Raw genomic sequence first — 20185 nt, 5'->3', positions numbered from 1 at the left:
CCTATCTATTTCGTCGCCAAACTGCAGCGCAGCGGATGTCTCAGCTGGTACTACTTTGTTAATAAAGGTCGCAGGCAATGGCGACACTGTGGCTTGACGCACATCATCACAGGCAAAATAGGTATGTAGTGCAGCCTGTTGCAGCGTTAATTCGCTACAGTGCAAATGCAAATGCAGGCCTTTGTGATTCAGCAGATATTGGCACTGCAGCCGCACTTTGCCGGCTTGCCATGGAATATTGTCAAATTCAGCCTGCAAAATTAGCAACGCATGGTCGCTGCAACTTTCATCAGCGACTTGTTGCCACAAATGGGTACGGGCCAGACCATGATTCGGCACCTGCTGTTGTGTTAATGCCGGATCAACCGGACCAAACCAGGGCCAGCACACTGGCACACCACCGCGGATCGGGTGTTGGTTTTGCCAATCTGTGGTGGGTGACAACCAGAGTAATTCTTCGCCTTTCAGCGTTAATGACAGCACCTGCCCACCATACAGCGACACAACGGCCGTATAGTCAGCAAAACTAAAGCGGATGCAGGGCAAAGCAGTAAGATGCGCGAAACCGTCCAGATGAACAAAATTAGCCATAAATTTAAGCTCTTAGCAGCGAAAGTCGGTTTGATTGTGTGCCGGACAACCCTGAGAAGCAAGCTGAGCGTCAGGACTTTTTCACTGGTCAGCGCTCAGTAAAGGTTATGGCAGACGCAATGTCAGTTGTGCTGTCGTCGCAAAACCGCTGCAGGAATCATTGCGGCATAGAAAAAGGCGACCGAGGCCGCCTTTTTTCATCAAAGCAATAAGCTTAAGACTTCATCAGTTCAACGGTGTTGTCGAGCATCCGGTTAGAGAAACCCCACTCGTTGTCGTACCAGGCCATGACTTTGACCAGACGGCCGTTCACCCGCGTTTCGGTGGCATCAAAAATCGACGACATCGGATTGTGGTTAAAGTCGACTGATACCAGTGGCAGGTCGTTGACTGCAAGGACTTGATTCATCGGGAACTGCGCGGCAGCGTCACGGATGATTTGGTTCACTTCTTCAATCGTCGTTTCGCGGCCGGCAATAAAGGTTAAGTCGACCAGCGAGACGTTAATCGTTGGCACACGCACTGCCAGACCGTCGAACTTGCCTTTTAATGCCGGAACTACCAGACCGACCGCTGCTGCAGCACCAGTTTTGGTTGGGATCATCGACATTGCGGCTGCACGGGCACGGCGCACATCTGTGTGGTACACATCAGACAAACGCTGGTCGTTGGTGTAAGCGTGGATAGTCGTCATCAGGCCAGATTCAATGCCGAGGATATCGTTCAGCGGCTTGGCGATTGGCGACAGACAGTTTGTGGTGCAGCTGGCGTTAGAGATGATAGTCATTTCCGGCGTGATCACGTCGTGGTTGACGCCGTAAACAACAGTAGCATCGACATCTTTTGCCGGTGCAGAGATGATGACTTTTTTCGCACCCGCAGTCAGGTGAGCGCCGGCAGACTGACGGTCAGTGAACAGACCGGTACATTCCAGCACGACATCAACTTTTAAATCAGCCCACGGCAGATTGGCCGGATTGCGTTCGCTCAGGGTCAGGATCTCGTCCTGATTGACATAAATTGCTTTGTCAGAATGCTCAACATTGGCGAAGAAAATACCATGCGCCGTGTCGTACTTCAGCAGGTGTGCGTTGATTGAGGCGTCACCTAAATCATTAATGGCGACGACTTTGATGTCGTATGACTTCTTACTTTCATATAAAGCACGTAAAACATTGCGGCCGATACGGCCAAAACCATTGATCGCGACACGAATTGTCATAAGGCACCCCTGATGCTGTCGAATTGTGTAGTAAAATTACATGATTTTCCGCCATTTTCAAGCGGAAATTTGTTATGCAATCGTATTTATGTAATTTAATGACGTAATCTGCGATTTTGCCATCGACGCTGTTTTTTAAAGTCTTATACTGCTTGGCATAGCCGGTTGCGGGCACAGAACCCAATTGTAAATCCGGCATGGACAGAGCGACGAAACCGAGTTGGAGCCTTTATGGACAAAACACTGCTGGCCGAACTGATCGGCTTTAATGGCATTGAAACGCAATTTACCGATGCCTGGGGCAAGCCTGCCGAAGTGGCAGAAAAAGATCAGTTACGCATGCTTTCAGCATTGGGTTTCGACGTCAGTGATAATGCCAAAGCGGCAGCACAACTGCGCGAGCGCCAATTGCTGCATTGGGCCGAGCCGTTAGATCCGGTGTCGGTGCAAAACCGCTCAGAGCAAGTAAAGCTGGAGTTGCGCCTGCCACTGGCACTGGTGCATCAAGCTCTGACAGTGACGGTCATCAGCGAAGCGGGGCAGTCGCAGCAGTTTAAGCTGGTCGCAGTCGACGACGGTGAGCTGACGCAGGTATCGTTATTTGATGACGTGGAATACCAGCAATACGAATTTATGCTGCCGCTGGCGTTGCCATACGGCTATCACCGGCTGGAATTACAGATCGATGGCGACGATGACGATTTCAGTCAGTCATTGATTGTAGTGCCGGAGCGCTGTTATCAGCCGCAAGAATTTGCGCAGCAAAAACAGTGGGGCATTTCAGTGCAGCTCTACGCGGTGAAGTCGGATTTGAACTGGGGTGTCGGTGACTTTGCTGATTTAGGCCAGCTGGTGAATTATCTGGCAGCGCAGGGCGCAGATTTTGTTGGTTTAAACCCAATTCATGCTCTGTATCCGGCGATGCCGGAATCAGCGAGCCCATACAGCCCGTCGAGCCGGCGCTGGCTCAATATGATTTACCTGAGCGTGGCGCAGATGCCGGGATTCAGTCAATGTGATGCTTTGCAGCAACAGCTGGCGCAAGCAGATTTTCAGGCGCAACTACAAGCACAGCGTGACAAGCACTGGGTCGACTACAGCGGCGTGATGCAACTGAAATTACCGGCGCTGCGCGCGCTGTATCAGTGGTATCTCGATCACGGCCAAAAAGACGTGGCGCTGTCTGCTGAATTTGACCGTTTTGTCGTTGAAGGTGGCGATAGCTTGCGCCAACTGGCACTTTATGACGCCTTACACTTGCACTTAATTGCGCAGGATCCACATGCCTGGGGCTGGCCAAACTGGCCGGAGCAATATCGCAGCGCAGACAGCGAGGCGGTGCAGGCATTTGCTACAGCCAATCAGCACGACATCGGATTTTTCAGCTATCTGCAATTCTGTGCACAGCAGCAGTTGGCCAAAGTGCAACAACAGGCCAAGGACCATGGCATGTTGTTAGGTCTGTACCGTGACCTGGCCGTTGGTGTCAGTGAAGCCTCGACTGAGATTTGGGCTAACCCGGATCTGTATTGCCGCGATGCCAGCGTTGGCGCGCCACCGGATATTCTGGGGCCAAAAGGTCAGAACTGGGGCCTGCCGCCGATGTATCCATACGAATTATTCCGTCAGGCCTATCAACCGATGATCGACCTGTTTCGCGCCAATATGCGTGATTCCGGTGCGCTGCGGATTGACCACGTGATGGCATTACTGCGGTTGTGGTGGGTTCCTAAAGGTTCAGTATCCGCTGGTGAAGGCGCCTATCTGTATTATCCAATCATGGACTTACTTGGCATTTTGGCGCTGGAAAGTCAGCGTCAACAAGCGGTGGTGATCGGTGAAGACCTGGGCACAGTTCCAGATGGCATCTTTGAGTTGCTGCAGCAGTTTGGCATGTATTCTTATCGCATTTTCTTCTTTGAACAGGCAGAAGACGGCGGTTACATTTCGACGGCGCATTATCCGGTACAAGCCATGTCGGCATTGACCACCCACGATATGCCAACGCTGATAGGTTTCTGGCATTGTTCTGATCTGAAATTAGGTTTACAGCTCGGTCTGTATACCGAAGAGATCCTGCCGGGTTTATATCAGGACCGCCATGCAGCGAAGCAACGGATCCTTGATTCACTGCACGGTCACAATATGTTGCCAGCCGATTATCCGCGCACTGTTGAACATCTTGGCATGGACCGCACCTTAAGTTTTGCTTTGCAGCAACATCTGGCACGCGGGAGTTGTCAGTTGTTATGTCTGCAACTGGAAGACTGGATGGAGATGACAGAGCCGGTCAATGTGCCAGGTACCAGCGATGAATATCCGAACTGGCGGCGCAAACTGAGCATGACGCTGGAGCAACTGGAGCAACAGGAACATATCAAATCTCACCTGAAGCAATTGACAGCCAACCGCAGAACAGGCTTATATTCGTAATCTTAATGCATATAGCTCCGGTATTTTACGACCGGAGCTCCCGCAATTCCCGCTTTTAATGACACAGGATTTGTTATGCCAGACCATCAGCTTCAAGCTTTAAACGACGTGCGTTGCGCCCAGCCATTTACCGTACTTGGTTGGCAAGCTGCAGAAAAAGGCCTGTTGATCCGGGCCTTTTTGCCATCTGCGCTGCAGGTAGACGTTGTGGCACTCGACGATGGCAAAGTAATAGGCGCGATGACGCCGGTTGCGGCTGTAGCGGGGTTATTTGAACTGGCGCTGCCCCGTCGGAAAAACCCAATCCCTTATCGCCTGCAAGTGCAGACCGCGCATCACAGCTACAGTGTGATTGACCCTTATCAATTTAAGGATGAAGCTTTTTTTGCTGTGCATCATGTCAATACCCGACCGGAAAATCTGTACCAACAATTGGGTGCGCAGCTGGTTGAGCTCAAAGCAGGCAAACAGACGATCAGCGGCACCCGTTTTGCCGTGTATGCGCCGCATGCCAGTGCCGTCAGCCTGATTGGCGATATGAACAACTGGGATGGTCGTTGTCATCCGATGGAACGCACGGCTTGTGGTCACTGGGTGCTGTACGTCCCGGAAGTAGCGGCTGGCGTGCGTTACAAATTTGAAATCAAAGATGCGGCTGGGCACCTATTGCCGCATAAAGCCGACCCGATGGCATTTGCTGCTGAACAATTCCCGTCACACGCATCTTTGGTGTTTGACCATAGCCGCTATCAGTGGCAGGACAGTGCCTGGCAAAACCGCGAGCACAATCCCTACCAAAGTCCGATGAGCATTTACGAAGTGCATTTAGGCAGCTGGCGCACCCATGCGGATGGCAGTTTCCTGACCTATCCGCAACTGGCAGAGCAGCTTATTCCATATGTGCTGGATATGGGTTACACCCACATTGAACTGTTACCGGTGCTGGAGCACCCATATACCGGCTCCTGGGGCTATCAGCCACTGGGCATGTTTGCGGTCACGTCGCGGTTTGGTACCCCTGACCAATTTAAAGCTTTTGTAGATGCCTGCCATGCTGCCGGAATTGGCGTGTTGCTTGACTGGGTACCGGCGCATTTCCCGGAAGATGGTCATGGTCTGGCACGATTTGACGGCGGACACTTGTATGAATACGCCGACCCGCGTCGCGGCTGGCATCCGGACTGGAATTCCTGCATTTATGACTTCGGGAAAGACTACGTCCGGCAATTTCTAGTGGCAAGCGCCTTGTTCTGGCTGGATAAGTTTCACATTGACGGCCTGCGCGTTGATGCTGTGGCGTCGATGCTGTACCTCGATTATTCACGCGAACACGGCGAATGGATCCCGAATATTGATGGCGGCAACCACAACTACGAAGCAATCAGTCTGCTGAAATGGTTGAATCAGGAAGTCTACAGCAAGCATCCGCGCGCGATGACGATCGCTGAAGAATCGACCTCTTTTGCCGGCGTCAGCCGGCCGGTGGATTTAGGCGGCCTCGGCTTTGGCTTCAAGTGGAATATGGGTTGGATGAACGATACGCTGCGTTACATCAGCAAGGATCCGGCTTACCGCAAATACCATCACAATGACCTGACGTTCTCGATGGTATACGCTTACAACGAGAATTTTATCCTGCCACTGTCCCATGATGAAGTAGTACACGGCAAAGGCAGCATCCTGAATAAAATGCCGGGCGATGAATGGCAACAGGCCGCCAATCTGCGCGCCTATTACGCCTTCATGTTTGCGCACCCCGGCAAAAAATTGAATTTTATGGGCAATGAATTCGGTCAGGGCACTGAGTGGAATCACAATCTGGCTTTACCCTGGTTTTTATTGGATTTTGAAAAACATCGTGGTATTTCGCAGTTGTTCCGCGACCTCAATCATACTTATCAGCGTTGTAAACCCTTGTATGAGTTGGACCATCAGGCGGCTGGTTTTGCTTGGATTGACCATCAGGATGCCGATCACAGCACGGTATCTTTCCGCCGCTTGGATAGCAGTGGTGATGTGGTTTATGTAGTCAGCAATTTTACCCCGGTCGCGCGCACGCAATTCCGCTTGCCGGTGCAGGTAGCCGGCGCTTATGAGGTGATTCTGAATTCAGATTCTGCTTATTACTGGGGCAGCAATTATCCGGTTGGGCCGCATTTACATGCCGCTGATGACTTGCAACTGGCGCTGGAATTACCACCACTGTCGACTTTGTATTTACGTCGTTGTCGTTAAAATGAGTTTGCTATGAACGCTGTATTGCTTACAGATTTTGGCCATGCCGCCCCATTGGGAGCGGTCTGTACTGACATCACCATTGGTCGCTGGAACTTTGCCGTGTACGCACCGGATGCCAGCAGTCTGACGTTGTGTCTATTTTGTCCTGATACCGAAGAACCTTTGGCTGAACTACCGTTTACCGCCAGAACCGGCGATATCTGGCATGTCCAGGTCCAGCACATTCCGGCCGGAAGTTTGTATCTGCTGCGCGCCGAAGGCGCAGATCGGCCAGCAGAGGGGTTCACATTTACCAGTAACCACTTGTTAATTGACCCCTATGCACGAAAGCTAAACCGTGCCGTGGTATTTAATGAACGGCTCTATCAGAGTGACAGTCATTATATGCTGGCCAAAGGTGTGCTGGAAGTTGATGATTTTGACTGGCAGGCCAGCCGGAAACCACAGATCCCACGCGAAAAAACCATCATTTACGAAGCGCATGTCAAAGGCATGACAATGTTGCATCCGCAAGTGCCGGCTGAACTGCGTGGTACCTATGCAGGTATGAGTCATCCGGCGGTGATCAACCATCTGAAGCATCTGGGCGTTACCACTGTGCAGTTGCTACCGGTCGCAGCTTTTATGACTGAACCACGGCTCGAGAAACTGAAACTGAGCAATTACTGGGGTTACAATCCGGTGTGTTTTTTTGCACCAGACCCGCGCTATCAGTTGGTTGATGCTGTTGAGGAAATGAAAACGTTGGTGCGTACCTATCATCAGCATGGGTTGGAAGTGATTCTGGACGTAGTGTTTAACCACACAGCAGAAGCTGATTGTTATAATCTGAGTTTGCGCGGCCTGGCCAATCGTCAATATTATCTTTTTGAAAATCATGCAGATATCACCGACTACTCCGCATATTGTAATTACAGTGGGTGCGGCAATACGCTGAATCTGGCGCATCCAGCGACGCAAAAGCTGGTACTGGACGCGTTGCGGTACTGGCTGACCGAAATGCAGGTAGATGGCTTTCGGTTTGATTTAGCGGTGACGCTGGCGCGTGAACATAAACGTTTTACCGCCTTTGCTACTTTCCTGCAGATTGTGGCACAGGACCCGGTGTTATCCGCGGCAAAACTGATCGCTGAGCCTTGGGATGTTGGGCCTTACGGCTATCAATTAGGACAGTTTCCAGCGCATTGGTCGGAATTAAACGACAAATTCCGTGATTCGATGCGGTCGTTTTGGCGTGGTGATCATGGCAGTCTGAACGAGTTCACCACCCGTTTGCTGGGTTCCCGCGATATTTTCCAGAAACATCACAAACCCGCCGCCTGTTCGGTGAACTATCTGGCCTATCACGATGGTTTTACCTTGCATGACGTCGTCTGTTATCAGCAAAAACATAACTGGCTGAATGGTGAACAAAACCGGGATGGCCACGACCATAACCTGAGTCTGAATCATGGCGTGGAAGGCCCAAGCAGTGATGCAACGATTCTGGCGCTGCGCTATCAACATAAACGGAATCTGGTGGCCAGCCTGTTGCTGAGCCAAGGCATGATCCACTGGCTTGGCGGTGACGAACTTAGTCATAGCCAGCAGGGCAATAACAATGCGTATTGTCAGGATAATGAACTGAGCTGGCTGAACTGGCAGTTGGATTACCATGCCACCCAATTCCAGAGCTTTGTGCAGCAAATGATTGCGGTTCGACAGCAATATCCTTGTTTGCAGCAGCTGTCATTGCTCGATGATCAGTACCAGCGCCACGGTGATAAACATCAGGTGCATTGGTTGAATGCCGATGGCAGTGAAAAAACGGCAGCAGATTGGCACTTGCCGGCAACGCGCTATTGTTATTTTGTCATCAGCAGCAGCGGGGCGGACGCCGAGATCTTAATGATGATCAATGCCGGCACTGAGCCGATTAGTTTGCAGCTGACCGACCGGCCCTGGCATTGTGTGATGGATACGTCTTTTGAAATGGGCCTGGTGTCACCGGTACAACTGGCGGATGCGGCGTATATCCAACAGGGCAATTCGTTGTCATTGTGGGTCAGCCAGCACGGACATCCGGCGCTGCTATAAATCTTTGATCCGGGCAATGGCCGGCTTCTGGATGTTCGGCGCTGTTAATGGTCTGAACAGCATAAAGAATTTCTGCCGGCGCTGCCGGGCGCGGTTTTTTTCCAGTATAATCGCGCCCATTTTGCGATAGCAGCTTTTTGAGGAATGGGAATGACAGCGTCAACGCAATTGTGTGACATCGGCTTTGTAGGTGCAGGTGTCATGGGCAAGAACCTGATCCTGAATCTGGCGGATCACGGTTATCGGGTCGCCGCTTTTGATTTGGACCACAAAAAGCTTGAGTCGGTGATCAGCCAAGACGTGCTGGAAACCAACGGGCAGGGTGGCCGGGTCATTGCCTGTAGTTCTTACACCGAATTGTTATCCCGCCTGACCCAACCGCATTTAGTTATCTTGTCAGTTCCTGCCGGCAAACCGGTAGATGACGTGTGTTGTAAGCTGATTGACGCTGGTATCGCCGCAGATGATATCGTCGTCGATACCGGCAACAGCCTGTGGACTGACACGGTGCGCCGCGAAAAACATTACGAAGGTAAATTCATTTTCTTCTCCACTGCAGTTTCTGGCGGTGAAGTCGGTGCCCGTTTTGGTCCGAGTCTGATGCCTAGTGGCGACCCTTATGCCTGGACCCGCATTGAACCAGTCTGGCGCGCCATCGCAGCGAAAGTTGATCCTGCTACCGGCCGCGCTATTGAACGCTATGAGCCGGGCAATCCCGTTAAAGAAGGCGACGCCTGTGCCACTTATATTGGCCCGTCAGGCTCTGGCCACTACGTCAAAATGGTGCATAACGGCATTGAATACGCTGATATGCAGCTGATTTGTGAAGTCTACCAGGTGATGCGCGATGCGCTCGGCATGTCTGCTTTGCAGGTTGCTGAGGTATTCAAAAGCTGGAATCAGGGCATTCTGAACAGTTATCTGATGGAGATCAGCGCTGAAGTACTGGCGACCAAAGACTCAGATACGGGTTTGCCACTGGTGGACGTGATTCTGGATAAAGCTGGTCAAAAAGGCACAGGTTTATGGACGGCGGTCAGTAGCCTCGAATTGGGCTGCGCCTCTCCAACTATTGCTGAAGCTGTGTATGCCCGTTCGATTTCTACAAACAAAGAACAACGCGTGGCGGCTTCAACCATATTGGCAGGCTCCAGCCACGACAAGCCGCTGGAAACCCAGCGCGAAGTGCTGATCAAACAGCTGCATGATGCGCTGTACTGCGCCAAAATCTGTGTCTATGCGCAGGGTTTTGACCTGATGAAAACCGCAGGGGCCGAGCACGGCTGGCAGCTGAACTTTGCAGAGATCGCCAAAATCTGGCGCGCCGGTTGTATTATTCGCGCGGTATTCCTGCAATCGATCACTGATGCCTACGAGCGCAATGACGATTTGGCCAACTTGCTGGTCGACCCGTTTTTCGCCAAGCAAATCTCACTAAATCAGATGAACTGGCGTCGTGCCGTGGCTGAAGCAACGATGGTGGGTGTGCCAGTGCCGGCGTTGAGTTCTGCGCTGAGCTACTACGACTCCTATCGCACCGCAGTGTTACCAGCCAATTTGTTACAAGGTCAACGTGATTATTTTGGCGCCCACACCTTTGAACGCACCGATAAAGCGAAGGGCAAGTTTTTTCACGTTGACTGGAGTTTGCCTGGCCGTCCAATGGTCAAAGTAAAATAAACCCAAACGGAGCAGCAAGATGAAACTCAGTGCAGCACAGTGGCGTGAACGACTCAGTGATGAAGAATATCGCGTCACGCGGCAAAAAGGCACTGAGTATCCGTTTAGCGGCACGCTGTTGTATAACGAAGCAACTGGTGTGTACTGCTGCGTTTGTTGTCATCAGCCGTTATTCAGTTCTGAGACGAAATTTGATGCCGGCTGTGGCTGGCCGTCATTTTCTGCGGCACTGCCGGGTCAAGTGCGCTATGCCGACGACTTTACCCATGGCATGCAAAGAACTGAGATCCTCTGTATGCATTGTGACGCGCATCTGGGTCATGTATTTGATGACGGGCCTATGCCTACGGGGCAACGCTATTGCGTCAATTCGGTGTCACTGGTTTTTGACGGCAAATAGCCGTCGGCAGTATAAAAAAACGCGGGCCTAAACTCCGCGTTTTTTTATGCCAGTTTCAGCGATACTGCGCAGAAATCAGCGCAGTACCGTCTAAAAGTTACTAAAACACTGGCGGCTTAAACTGGCCCAGTTCGAGACCTGCAACCGTCTCATCAGCCAGTGTTTCAATTTTGTCTTTATCCAGCGCATTGTCTTTTGCCGATTTGAGGATCATATCAAATTCAATCCGCTCAACGCCGGCCGCCTGAGCTACTAAAGCCCAGTGATATGACTCAGCCAGCTTGTTTTGCTTAAAATACAGCGTGGTCAGGCTGGTGTAGATATCTGTGTCGACGACATCGCCAGCTTTATATAACTTCAACGCATCCTGCATCGTGGTGATCGCCAGATTTTTATCTTTCTCGATGTAATACCGGGCTAAAGCAAACTTTAAATCCGGCGTATTGAGCTCACCGGCTTTGGCTGCCCGTTCAAATTTCTCGAGATGTTCGCGGCTCTGATGTCGTGACCAATGGTAATACAGCAGCCCAGGGTAATCAGAGGTGACCGTTTCATCGGTCAGTCGTTTGATTTCGTTTAAAGAAACCATGTAGCTATCAACACGGGCTGTAGTTTTTTCTTTCAACTTGACGTGTTCAATACCTTTGGCCAGCTCCATACATTTGGAGTACTTTTCAAAATCCAGCAGCAGGCGATACTTGTTGGCGTCAGATGGTAACTTTTGTTCACCGAAACGGGCCAGAATGGTTTCTGAGCGCTCCACCCGACAATGACCGTCTTCGACTAGATCAGTACACAAACCGGGTTTCTCTTGGCAAACCTGCGTGATATTGAGTTCTTTTTCCCCACAGGCGCTCAGCAACACTAATAATGGTAACGATGACAAAAGTCTCTGCATAATCCCTCCGATCTTTATACAACCAGCATACGCAAAAGCTTTGAAAAAATCATTTGTAATTGTTGTTGTAGGGTTACGAATTCAATTACAATATGGCGCCCGCTGTGGCACCTGTCCCCGAACATTCGTTAACTATGAAGTAAAAGGCACAACAGCATGACCTTATCTCACGAAGAACAGTATCAACGCAGCTGGCAGGAACGCCAGGAATACGCCGAAAATATGCAGCCGATCATTGGTCGTCTGTATCGCAATAAAGGGATTGAGTTGGTGGTGTATGGCAAGCCGCTGGTGAATGCCACCACGATTGACATCATCAAGGCCCACAAAACGGTAGAGCGCTTTGAACAACAAAAACTGCGTCTGCGTGAGAGTTTCCCTGTGTTGGAAGCAATCAGCAAACTGGATCTGGCGCCAGGCCGGATCGATCTTGGCAAGCTGGCATTTGCCTATGCTTATAAGAACGCTGCTGAAGGTCTGAGTCTCGAGCAGTATCTGCAACGTGAACTGGCCGATTTACTTGGTCAAGATGACAAAATTAAACCAACAGATGTGGTGTTATACGGCTTTGGTCGTATCGGCCGCCTGTTAGCACGCCTGATGATTGAACGTGCCGGCCCAAGCGCCAAGTTACGTTTGCGTGCTATCGTGGTGCGCGGTGGTCGCAAAGGTGATTTGGACAAACGGGCCAGTCTGCTGCGCCGCGATTCTATCCATGGACCATTTAACGGCAGCATCACCGTTGACGAAGAAAACGGTGGTATCAAAGCCAATGGTACTTTTATCAAAGTAATCTACGCGGATTCGCCGGAACAGGTCGACTATACCGCTTACGACATTCATGATGCGTTGGTTGTCGACAACACCGGGATTTGGAAAGACGACAAAGAGCTGTCTATTCATTTCAAAGCCAAAGGCGCCGCAAAAGTGTTACTGACTGCGCCAGCTAAAGGTGATGTCAAAAACGTCGTGTATGGTGTCAATCATAAAATGATCACGGCGGACGATCGCATTGTGTCGGCAGCCAGCTGTACCACTAATGCCATCACGCCGGTATTAAAAGCGCTGCATGACGAATACGGTATCCGTAATGGCCACGTTGAAACTGTGCACTCATACACCAACGACCAGAACCTGATCGATAACTATCACAGCGCTGAGCGTCGTGGCCGCGCTGCACCGCTGAACATGGTGTTGACGTCAACCGGAGCTGCATCAGCTGTTGCCAAAGCGCTGCCTGAGTTAAAAGGTAAGCTGACTGGTAACGCGATTCGGGTACCGACACCCAACGTGTCGATGGCAATTTTGTCACTGAACCTGAACAAAGAAACTGACCGCGATTCACTCAATGCATATTTGCAAAAAGTGTCGCTATTTTCTGACTTGCAGGATCAAATCGATTTCACCAATTCAACGGAAATCGTCTCCAGCGATCTGGTTGGCTCGCGTTACGCCGGCGTGGTTGATTCTCAGGCTACTATTGCCGAAGAAGATCGCTGTGTGTTGTACGTTTGGTATGATAACGAGTTCGGCTACAGCACGCAGGTGATCCGCGTGATGAACGAGATGGCCGGTATATTTTACCCAACGCTGCCAGTCGCGCTTTAAGTCCGCTACTGCTCAGAAAAGCCGCCTGCTGGCGGCTTTTGTTTGCCTGTTGTTTACCGCAAAGCAAAGCAGCCAATCGCCTTGACAAGACAGGCGGCGCGCTGATGTGGTAGGCTTTGCCGGTCCTTTTTACCCTGTGCGGAACTCTAACAATGAAAATTACCTGTAACTTTGACAGCGGCAATATCGACGTGATTTCTGCAGAACGCATTGACGATATTCGTCTGGCGATCCGCAAAGACAATATGTCTGAATTTTATCAATGGTTTCATTTTCGGCTACACAGCGATAGTTTTGAGTCGCATACCATCCGCCTGACGAACGTGAATACCTCAGCTTATCCAAAAGGCTGGGCCGATTATAAAGCCGTCGCTTCTTATGACCGTGAAACCTGGTTTCGGGTCGATACCGCGTTTGATGGCGAACATCTGGTGATCACCCATTATCCGGAAGCTGAATCCTGTTATTTTGCTTATTTTGCCCCATACAGCTATGAACGCCACCTCGATCTGCTCGGTCAGGCGCAGGCAACAGGTCTGGCGCAACTGGTGGACTTAGGCAATACCATCGATGGCCGCGATATGAGTTTATTAGTCATTGGCGAGCCTGCCGATGGCAAGAAAAAAATCTGGGTCACCGCACGCCAACACCCGGGCGAGACGATGGCTGAGTGGTTTGTTGAAGGTCTACTCGACCGTCTGTTGGACCAGGACGACGGCGTCGCGCGTCAGCTGCTGAGCAAAGCGGTATTTTATGTGGTGCCGAATATGAACCCGGATGGTAGCGTGCGCGGTCATCTGCGGACCAATGCGGTTGGTGTAAACCTGAACCGTGAGTGGCAAACGTCAACTATGGAAAAAAGCCCGGAAGTCTATCTGGTTCGGCAAAAAATGCTCGAAACCGGTGTCGATATGTTCCTTGATATTCACGGCGACGAAAACCTGCCGTATAACTTTGTCGCCGGTGCCGAAGGCGTACCATCATACAACGCCAAAATGGCGCAGCTGGAAACGCTGTTCAAGCAGACTTTGCTGGCGGTGACGCCGGAATTCCAGACCGAATATGGGTATGACCTGGACGCTCCAGGCGAGGCCAATTTGACGATTGCTTCGACTTGGGTGGCCGAGCAGTTCAAGTGTCTGGCATACACTTTTGAGATGCCGTTTAAAGACAATGCGAACTTACCAGACGAACAATTTGGCTGGTCAGATGTGCGATCGAAAAAGCTTGGCAATGACACCTTGATCGCGGTGCGTGCCGTGGTTGATCTGTTGTAAGCCCGTCACCATATAACAGCAGCAAGGCTGACCTTAGCTGCCAACAGGCCGGTTTGCAAAGCCGGCCTTTTGTTTTATAGTGCCAGTGTTTTTTCAGGTAGGTATTTATGGCGATAGTGGCGTGCCCGTTTTGCGGCAAAAAAGTCTCCAGTAAAGCAGCCAGTTGTCCGCATTGTGGCAAGGGGCTGGCCGAAGTGTCCCCGCTCCAAATTGAACGTATTGCACGTGACAAGCATCTGGCATTGGGGCAGAGCATTAATAACCACGCAATGATCTCGATCTTGTTGTTTTTAGGCAGTTTTGTCTGGTTGTACTTTCGGATGCCGGAAGAGGGCAGCTGGCAATCCTGGCTAACTTATGGCGTGATGGGACTTGGGGCCGCAGGCTATGTGATATCCAAAGTCCGCATGGTGATGTACAAGAGGAAATAACGTGGATTTTATGGCGATGGTCAGCGCCATGTCCGCTGACACCTATGAAAAACTTTTGGATGCAGTCGGCACCGGACGCTGGGCTGACGGCACTCCACTTAATACGCAACAGCAGGAGCAGACGATGCAGCTGGTGATGGCGTATCAGGCGCGCGTACTGAAGTCGGCAGAACCTTTTACCATTGGTGCCGACGGTCAGATGGTGATCAAATCAAAAACGGAAATGAAAGCACAATTCAGTGCTGAGCAGTCAATCGCAAGGTTTGCACACGATGATCTTTAAGCGCTGGTTTAAGCCGAAGTGGCAGCACGAAAATCCAACTATCCGTCAGCTCGCAATCGCTGAACTGGATCAACAAACTCCTGAACAAAAAGAAATTTTACATGAACTGGCCTTCAACGATGGCACCGAAGCGGTCCGGCGCGCAGCGCTCGAACGGCTGAACGAATTTTCGTTATGGTGGCAGGCGAGTAAACATGAATCAGCAGACAGACTGAAACAATTTGCCGAGCAACAGCTAGTCCAAATGTTGCTGGATAACCGCGTCTCGGCGCAGCTAAAACAGCAGTTTATCGCTGAGTGTCATCGCAGTAGTGTGCTGGAAAAACTAGCCACATGTGAAACCGATGCCGAGTTAAAATTACAACTGTTATTACGCTTGCAACGTCAGGATTTATATCTGGCTGCTCTGCAGGACCCGGTTCTGTCCCTGACACAAAAACAATCATTATTTTCGCTGATCGCTGACGATAAAGCGCTGGAAAAAGCCTCCCGGCATTGTAGCGCTGAGTTAGTGCAGTTATTGCAGACGGAATTAAGCCATCGGCAGGAACAGAAACAAAAGCCGGAGCGGTTGCGTAAGCAACTGACCTTAGTGCTGGCGCGTTTAAATGCGGTGCGGGAAAGAACTGATATCACCCAGGCTCAGCAGCAATGGGCCGAGCTGCAACAGAAGTGGGCAGCCATCGAACCTGATCTGCAAGTCCTGTCGGCTGAAGAAGCCAACGAAGCACTACAAAAATATCAGCGTATTGTGCAACTGACTGAGGCGATGTTGGCGCCGCGTCTTGCAGTGTTGGCGGCTGAGCAAGCCAAACAACAGCACCAGGCGCATCAGCAAAAATTACTGCAGCAATTCACTCAACAACTGCAGATGCTACAGCAACAAACCGGCAGCCTGATCGCAGAAGGCGATTTAAACGCCGCCACAGCCCAACAACAGGCGCTCGATACTTTAACTGCACAGATCCGTGCTGAACAACCAGATCCAGCAGTGTTGCAGGCACTGGAACAGCGTATCGGTCAATTACAGCAGCAGCTGGACCAATTGCCATTACTTGCCGAAGCCTTAGCGCAGGCCGCACGATTGTTGGCTGAACTATCGGCGCAACCTTTACCGGTGGCAGCGCAGGCAGAAAAAGCTTATCAAGGTTTTAAAGACTGGCAAAAACACTGGCAGCAAGTCAGTCGCAGCGCCGGAGCCTTGTTACCACAGCAATTTTCCGACAGTTATCAGGCCCTGGTGCAACAGTGGCGTGAGCATTGTGAGCCTTTACTGGCGCAGCAACAGCGTCAGATCCGCCAACTACGCAGTAAGTTGGCAGAATTTAAACGGCTGCATGCGGAAGGCCGTTTTAAAGTACTGTTTGGTTTATGGAAAGGCATTCAACAGGAATTGACCGAATTGAACCCGGAGCAGCTGGCTCAGGTGGAGAAAGATCTGCAACTTTGCGGCGAGATGATCGCTGAGCTGACCGATCTACAGGCCTATATTGCGACACCACGTAAGCAGGCATTGATCGCCGAGATGCAGCAGTTACTGGACGAGCCCGCTGTTAGCATTAATGAACGCGCCACCCGGATCAAGCAGGCTCGCGCACAGTGGAATTCACTGGGCAGGGCTGATGCTGTACTGGAAGAAACGCTGAATCAGCAGTTTAATCAGCTGTCTGAACAAGCGTTCGCGCCATGCCGCGATTTTTATGCGGCACAGGATCAACAACGTGCGCAAGCTGAAGTAGCACGCCAGCAGATCATCGCTACTTTATTGCAGGCACAAGCGAACCCACCGCAAGGCCGGGAGCTGGATATGTTGCTGCAGCAACAACAGCAACGCTGGCAACAGGCAGGCGCAGTGAGCCGTGAACACTTTGCGATGCTGCAACAAGCATACAAAGCGGCGGTACAACCTTTAAAACAACTGCAACAAGATGCCTGGCAACAAGCCGCTGAGGCGAAACAGCAGCTGATTGTCCAGGCAAAACAGCTCGCCGAAAATGCCGGTGGTCCACAAGTAGAACAGGTCAAACAACTGCAACAGCAGTGGAAGCTGTTGGGTTTTGCCGGTAACCGTGTTGATCAACAGCTCTGGACCGAATTTCGTGCAGCCTGTGACGCCTTTTTTGCCCGGCGACAGCAGCAGCGTGATGAGGAAACTGCTCAGCTGAATGTCTGGCGGCAACAAGTCAGTGCGCTGCTGGCTGCAGTCAGTTCACTGGAACTGACGTCGTTAACCGAGTCGCAACTGCGCGAGCAATTGCAACAGCTCAATGACGTCGATACTGCGGATGACAAAGCGTTACGCCAACAGCAGCAGCAGCTGCGTCAGCAACTGACCGGACAATTAGCTGCGTTGGAAAAGCAAGCCGAAGCAGGGCAGTACCAGCAGTTGTTCAGTGCACTGACGAAACCCGATGTTCAGGCAGCGGACTTGCCGGCACTTTACCGGCTGGTATTTAATCAGCAGCAGGAAACAATGAGTCGTGTCGATTTGACTTTGGCATTGGAGTGGGCAGCGGGGCAACCGTCGCCGGTAGCACTTGCTGGTGACCGCCAGCGTGTGCAAATGCAACTGCTCAGCGATAAGCACAACAGCGGTGATAATCTGAGTCAAAACGAACTGTTGGGGCGCTGGCTGCAACATGGCCCATTGCAGGTCGATGAAGCAGATTTGCTGGCCCGGGTACGGTCTTTGTATCTGGCCTGAGGCCGGTAAATAAAAAAACCACCGCAAGGTGGTTTTTTTATATCCAGGGACGGATTGTATGCAGAAAATGCAGGTACGTGGTACCCAGAGCTTTTCTGCGATGCGCTGCCATCCATGGCGCTTACCTTTCAGGCCAACGCGACGCCAGCTTACAGCGTCAGTTCACCGCGTAAATCCTGCTGCATTTGTTGGCGTACTTCGTCAGCAGACAATGGCTGACTGAGCAGATAATGCAGTTTGGTCAGTGTGGCTTCTAAGGTCATGTCATAACCACTGATGACACCGCTTTGGCGCAATGCATTGCCCGTCGCATAACCACCCATATTAACCTTGCCTTTAAAACACTGGGTGCAGTTAATAATGACGGTGCCGCGTTCTGCCGCCTGTTGCAGTACTTGTAACAGCTGCGGGTGTTGCGGCGCATTGCCAACACCATAAGATTTGATAATGAGTGCACGTACTGGCGCAGCCGACATATTGGCGATCACATCGGTGCTGATGCCTGGGTACAAAGTTACTACGCTGATGGGCTGCGGCGTGATCTCTCTGACCTGCAGCGTTTGTTTTACCGGTCCCTGATACAAAGCGCCGGCTTTGACTTCAATATGGATGCCGGCCTGCAGCAATGGCGGAAAGTTCGGTGAGGCAAAAGCATTAAAACCGTCGGCATCGGCTTTGGTAGCGCGATTACCGCGAAACAGCTGATTATTAAAATACAGCGCAACTTCAGCGATTGGATAATTAGCCGCCAGATATAACGAATTCAGCAAATTAACCTGGCCGTCAGAACGCAGCTGCGCCAGCGGAATTTGTGAGCCAGTGATGATCACCGGCTTGGTCAGATCTTCCAGCATAAAAGATAATGCCGAGGCGGTGTAGGCCATGGTATCGGTGCCATGTAACACGACAAAACCGTCGTAATCGGCATAATGTTGCTGGATATCATGGGCGATGCTCAGCCAGTGCGCCGGTGTCATATCGGACGAATCAATCACCGGGTGATATTCATGAATATCGAAGTCCGGCATTTCCGCGCGATAAAACTCTGGCATGTTCCGCACTGTTTCACTGAGAAAGCCCGGCACCGGCACAAAGCCGTTGGCAGAGTGTTGCATCCCAATGGTTCCGCCGGTATAGGCGACATAAATACGTTTTTTACTGTTGTGTTGTGTCATGGCAGGGTACTTTTTGAATTTTGTTCTATTGTACGCAAGCGTAGCGCTGCTGTCAGGGCTGACTTGCCGAAGTCGCAGTTGAAATTGCGTTGAGAGCGGAAATAAAATCGGTTGAACAAAAGCTGAGCAAACGAACACAACAATACAAAAAAGGGCTTTACAAGGTGCCTGCAGCTCCTTAATATGCGGCCTATCGCGGAGAGATGGCAGAGTGGTTTAATGCACCGGTCTTGAAAACCGGCGAGGGTTAGTAGCCCTTCAAGAGTTCGAATCTCTTTCTCTCCGCCACTAAATCAACCACCTTTAGGTGGTTTTTTTACGCCTGAACTTTGAGGTTTTGGCGTAATTGATTGATATTTATCAACATTATCTAACAACTCCTGCCAGTGCTATTCCCATAGCAAAATCAAATTCACTCGGCTATGCTAACGAAGTTTCAGCCAGTCCAGACTATTCCAGTAACTTGAAAATTTAAGAGGCGCGTCAATTGATTAACGTTCTGATAGTGGATGATCATGAATTGGTCCGGACCGGGATCAGCAGGATTTTACAGGAAGAGCGTGGCATTCGGGTTGTCGCCGATTTGAACTCCGGTGAAGCTGCAGTGCAGTATTGCCGCAATGAAGCTGCAGGCCAATTGCCGCCCGACGTGGTGCTGATGGATATGAATATGCCAGGGATCGGTGGCATGAACGCCACCAAACGGATCCTGCACTATTGCCCGGATATCCGTGTATTGGCTTTGTCGGTGTCCTGCGAAGAGCCAGTACCAACGAAAGTGATGCAAATGGGCGCGTCTGGGTTTATTTCCAAAAATGCGGCGCCGTCTGAGATGATCACTGCAATCAAACGCGTTGCCGATGGCCATCGTTATATCTCTGATGAAGTCGCACAGAAAATGGCCTTCAGTAAAATTCAATCCAACAGTAACAATCCATTTGACGAATTGTCTGACCGCGAAATGCAAATCATGCTGATGATCACCCAGGGCGAAAAAGTGAATGATATTGCTGACAAACTGAATGTCAGCGCCAAAACCGTCAATTCATATCGTTATCGCATGTTTGAAAAACTGGCCATTAGCGGTGATGTTGAACTGACCCATCTGGCGATCCGCCATGGCATGATCAATATTGCCTGATCCACAATTCCCTGACCTTTTGAGACGC

The 20185-nt window shown here is 51.0% G+C and carries 15 protein-coding genes and 1 tRNA gene; 12 read left to right on the top strand and 4 right to left on the bottom strand.

Features of this window, described 5'->3' with window-relative positions; translation table 11 throughout:
- On the bottom strand, window positions 1-591 hold a 591-nt coding region (locus ACFFJP_RS10640; protein ID WP_377243199.1), incomplete at its 3' end, for an aldose epimerase family protein.
- A gap of 214 nt (window positions 592-805) precedes the next feature.
- The gene (gap, locus tag ACFFJP_RS10635) at window positions 806-1813 is read right to left on the bottom strand and encodes a type I glyceraldehyde-3-phosphate dehydrogenase (RefSeq protein ID WP_377243197.1); all 1008 of its coding nucleotides are present in this window, start codon (window positions 1811-1813) and stop codon (window positions 806-808) included.
- A gap of 231 nt (window positions 1814-2044) precedes the next feature.
- Between gap and malQ the strand changes: the two genes are divergently transcribed.
- The 5 genes from malQ to msrB all read left to right on the top strand — a co-directional run bounded on the left by malQ (window position 2045) and on the right by msrB (window position 10640).
- A complete protein-coding gene (malQ, locus tag ACFFJP_RS10630; RefSeq protein WP_377243195.1) occupies window positions 2045-4246 on the top strand; it encodes a 4-alpha-glucanotransferase in 2202 nt (733 codons plus the stop codon).
- 75 nt (window positions 4247-4321) lie between these two features.
- On the top strand, window positions 4322-6481 hold the full coding sequence (gene glgB, locus ACFFJP_RS10625) for a 1,4-alpha-glucan branching protein GlgB (RefSeq protein WP_377243193.1): 2160 nt from the start codon (window positions 4322-4324) through the stop codon (window positions 6479-6481).
- 12 nt (window positions 6482-6493) lie between these two features.
- Window positions 6494-8560 carry a glycogen debranching protein GlgX gene (gene glgX / locus ACFFJP_RS10620; RefSeq protein ID WP_377243191.1) on the top strand — a complete coding sequence of 689 codons (2067 nt, stop codon included), beginning with the start codon at window positions 6494-6496 and terminating at the stop codon, window positions 8558-8560.
- Between the two features lie 150 nt (window positions 8561-8710).
- Window positions 8711-10240: an NADP-dependent phosphogluconate dehydrogenase gene (gene gnd, locus ACFFJP_RS10615; protein ID WP_377243189.1), complete on the top strand. Its 1530-nt coding sequence runs from the start codon at window positions 8711-8713 to the stop codon at window positions 10238-10240.
- Between the two features lie 19 nt (window positions 10241-10259).
- Complete coding sequence (gene msrB, locus ACFFJP_RS10610) at window positions 10260-10640, top strand: peptide-methionine (R)-S-oxide reductase MsrB (RefSeq protein WP_377243186.1); 381 nt, start codon at window positions 10260-10262, stop codon at window positions 10638-10640.
- A gap of 100 nt (window positions 10641-10740) precedes the next feature.
- On the opposite strand, the gene ACFFJP_RS10605 is transcribed toward msrB, so the two are convergent.
- Window positions 10741-11538, bottom strand: a complete 798-nt coding sequence (locus ACFFJP_RS10605; protein ID WP_377243184.1) for a DUF2989 domain-containing protein — start codon at window positions 11536-11538, stop codon at window positions 10741-10743.
- Window positions 11539-11694: 156 nt separating this feature from the next.
- Between ACFFJP_RS10605 and ACFFJP_RS10600 the strand changes: the two genes are divergently transcribed.
- The 5 genes from ACFFJP_RS10600 (at window position 11695) to ACFFJP_RS10580 (ending at window position 17841) form a co-directional block, all read left to right on the top strand.
- The gene (locus tag ACFFJP_RS10600) at window positions 11695-13146 is read left to right on the top strand and encodes a glyceraldehyde-3-phosphate dehydrogenase (RefSeq protein WP_377243182.1); all 1452 of its coding nucleotides are present in this window, start codon (window positions 11695-11697) and stop codon (window positions 13144-13146) included.
- A gap of 152 nt (window positions 13147-13298) precedes the next feature.
- Window positions 13299-14423 (top strand): M14 family metallopeptidase, encoded by a 1125-nt coding sequence (locus ACFFJP_RS10595; RefSeq protein ID WP_377243180.1) that lies wholly within the window; start codon window positions 13299-13301, stop codon window positions 14421-14423.
- A gap of 107 nt (window positions 14424-14530) precedes the next feature.
- On the top strand, window positions 14531-14854 hold the full coding sequence (locus ACFFJP_RS10590; protein WP_377243178.1) for a zinc ribbon domain-containing protein: 324 nt from the start codon (window positions 14531-14533) through the stop codon (window positions 14852-14854).
- Window positions 14855-14864: 10 nt separating this feature from the next.
- Entirely contained in the window at window positions 14865-15137 is a 273-nt protein-coding gene (locus ACFFJP_RS10585; protein ID WP_377243443.1) for a YeaC family protein, read from the top strand.
- Window positions 15127-17841 (top strand): DUF349 domain-containing protein, encoded by a 2715-nt coding sequence (locus ACFFJP_RS10580; RefSeq protein ID WP_377243176.1) that lies wholly within the window; start codon window positions 15127-15129, stop codon window positions 17839-17841. Before ACFFJP_RS10585 ends, ACFFJP_RS10580 begins: the two co-directional genes overlap by 11 nt.
- Before the next feature lie 149 nt (window positions 17842-17990).
- On the opposite strand, the gene ansA is transcribed toward ACFFJP_RS10580, so the two are convergent.
- Window positions 17991-19016 carry an asparaginase gene (gene ansA, locus ACFFJP_RS10575; protein ID WP_377243174.1) on the bottom strand — a complete coding sequence of 342 codons (1026 nt, stop codon included), beginning with the start codon at window positions 19014-19016 and terminating at the stop codon, window positions 17991-17993.
- 197 nt (window positions 19017-19213) lie between these two features.
- Between ansA and ACFFJP_RS10570 the strand changes: the two genes are divergently transcribed.
- Window positions 19214-19304, top strand: a tRNA-Ser gene (locus ACFFJP_RS10570).
- Window positions 19305-19503: 199 nt separating this feature from the next.
- Window positions 19504-20157, top strand: a complete 654-nt coding sequence (gene uvrY, locus ACFFJP_RS10565; protein WP_208931533.1) for a UvrY/SirA/GacA family response regulator transcription factor — start codon at window positions 19504-19506, stop codon at window positions 20155-20157.
- Window positions 20158-20185: the final 28 nt, after the last annotated feature.

Origin of the sequence: Rheinheimera tilapiae (genome assembly GCF_042432165.1) — a bacterium.
GTDB lineage: Bacteria > Pseudomonadota > Gammaproteobacteria > Enterobacterales > Alteromonadaceae > Pararheinheimera > Pararheinheimera tilapiae.
This window is presented reverse-complemented; position numbering and strand designations above follow the sequence as displayed.

Bases quoted from the DNA above. Each gene is read 5' to 3' on its own strand.
- gap (WP_377243197.1), bottom strand. From the start codon at position 1,813: ATGACAATTCGTGTCGCGATCAATGGTTTTGGCCGTATCGGCCGCAAT.
- malQ (WP_377243195.1), top strand. From the start codon at position 2,045: ATGGACAAAACACTGCTGGCCGAACTGATCGGCTTTAATGGCATTGAA.
- glgB (WP_377243193.1), top strand. From the start codon at position 4,322: ATGCCAGACCATCAGCTTCAAGCTTTAAACGACGTGCGTTGCGCCCAG.
- glgX (WP_377243191.1), top strand. From the start codon at position 6,494: ATGAACGCTGTATTGCTTACAGATTTTGGCCATGCCGCCCCATTGGGA.
- gnd (WP_377243189.1), top strand. From the start codon at position 8,711: ATGACAGCGTCAACGCAATTGTGTGACATCGGCTTTGTAGGTGCAGGT.
- msrB (WP_377243186.1), top strand. From the start codon at position 10,260: ATGAAACTCAGTGCAGCACAGTGGCGTGAACGACTCAGTGATGAAGAA.
- ACFFJP_RS10605 (WP_377243184.1), bottom strand. From the start codon at position 11,538: ATGCAGAGACTTTTGTCATCGTTACCATTATTAGTGTTGCTGAGCGCC.
- ACFFJP_RS10600 (WP_377243182.1), top strand. From the start codon at position 11,695: ATGACCTTATCTCACGAAGAACAGTATCAACGCAGCTGGCAGGAACGC.
- ACFFJP_RS10595 (WP_377243180.1), top strand. From the start codon at position 13,299: ATGAAAATTACCTGTAACTTTGACAGCGGCAATATCGACGTGATTTCT.
- ACFFJP_RS10590 (WP_377243178.1), top strand. From the start codon at position 14,531: ATGGCGATAGTGGCGTGCCCGTTTTGCGGCAAAAAAGTCTCCAGTAAA.
- ACFFJP_RS10585 (WP_377243443.1), top strand. From the start codon at position 14,865: ATGGCGATGGTCAGCGCCATGTCCGCTGACACCTATGAAAAACTTTTG.
- ACFFJP_RS10580 (WP_377243176.1), top strand. From the start codon at position 15,127: ATGATCTTTAAGCGCTGGTTTAAGCCGAAGTGGCAGCACGAAAATCCA.
- ansA (WP_377243174.1), bottom strand. From the start codon at position 19,016: ATGACACAACACAACAGTAAAAAACGTATTTATGTCGCCTATACCGGC.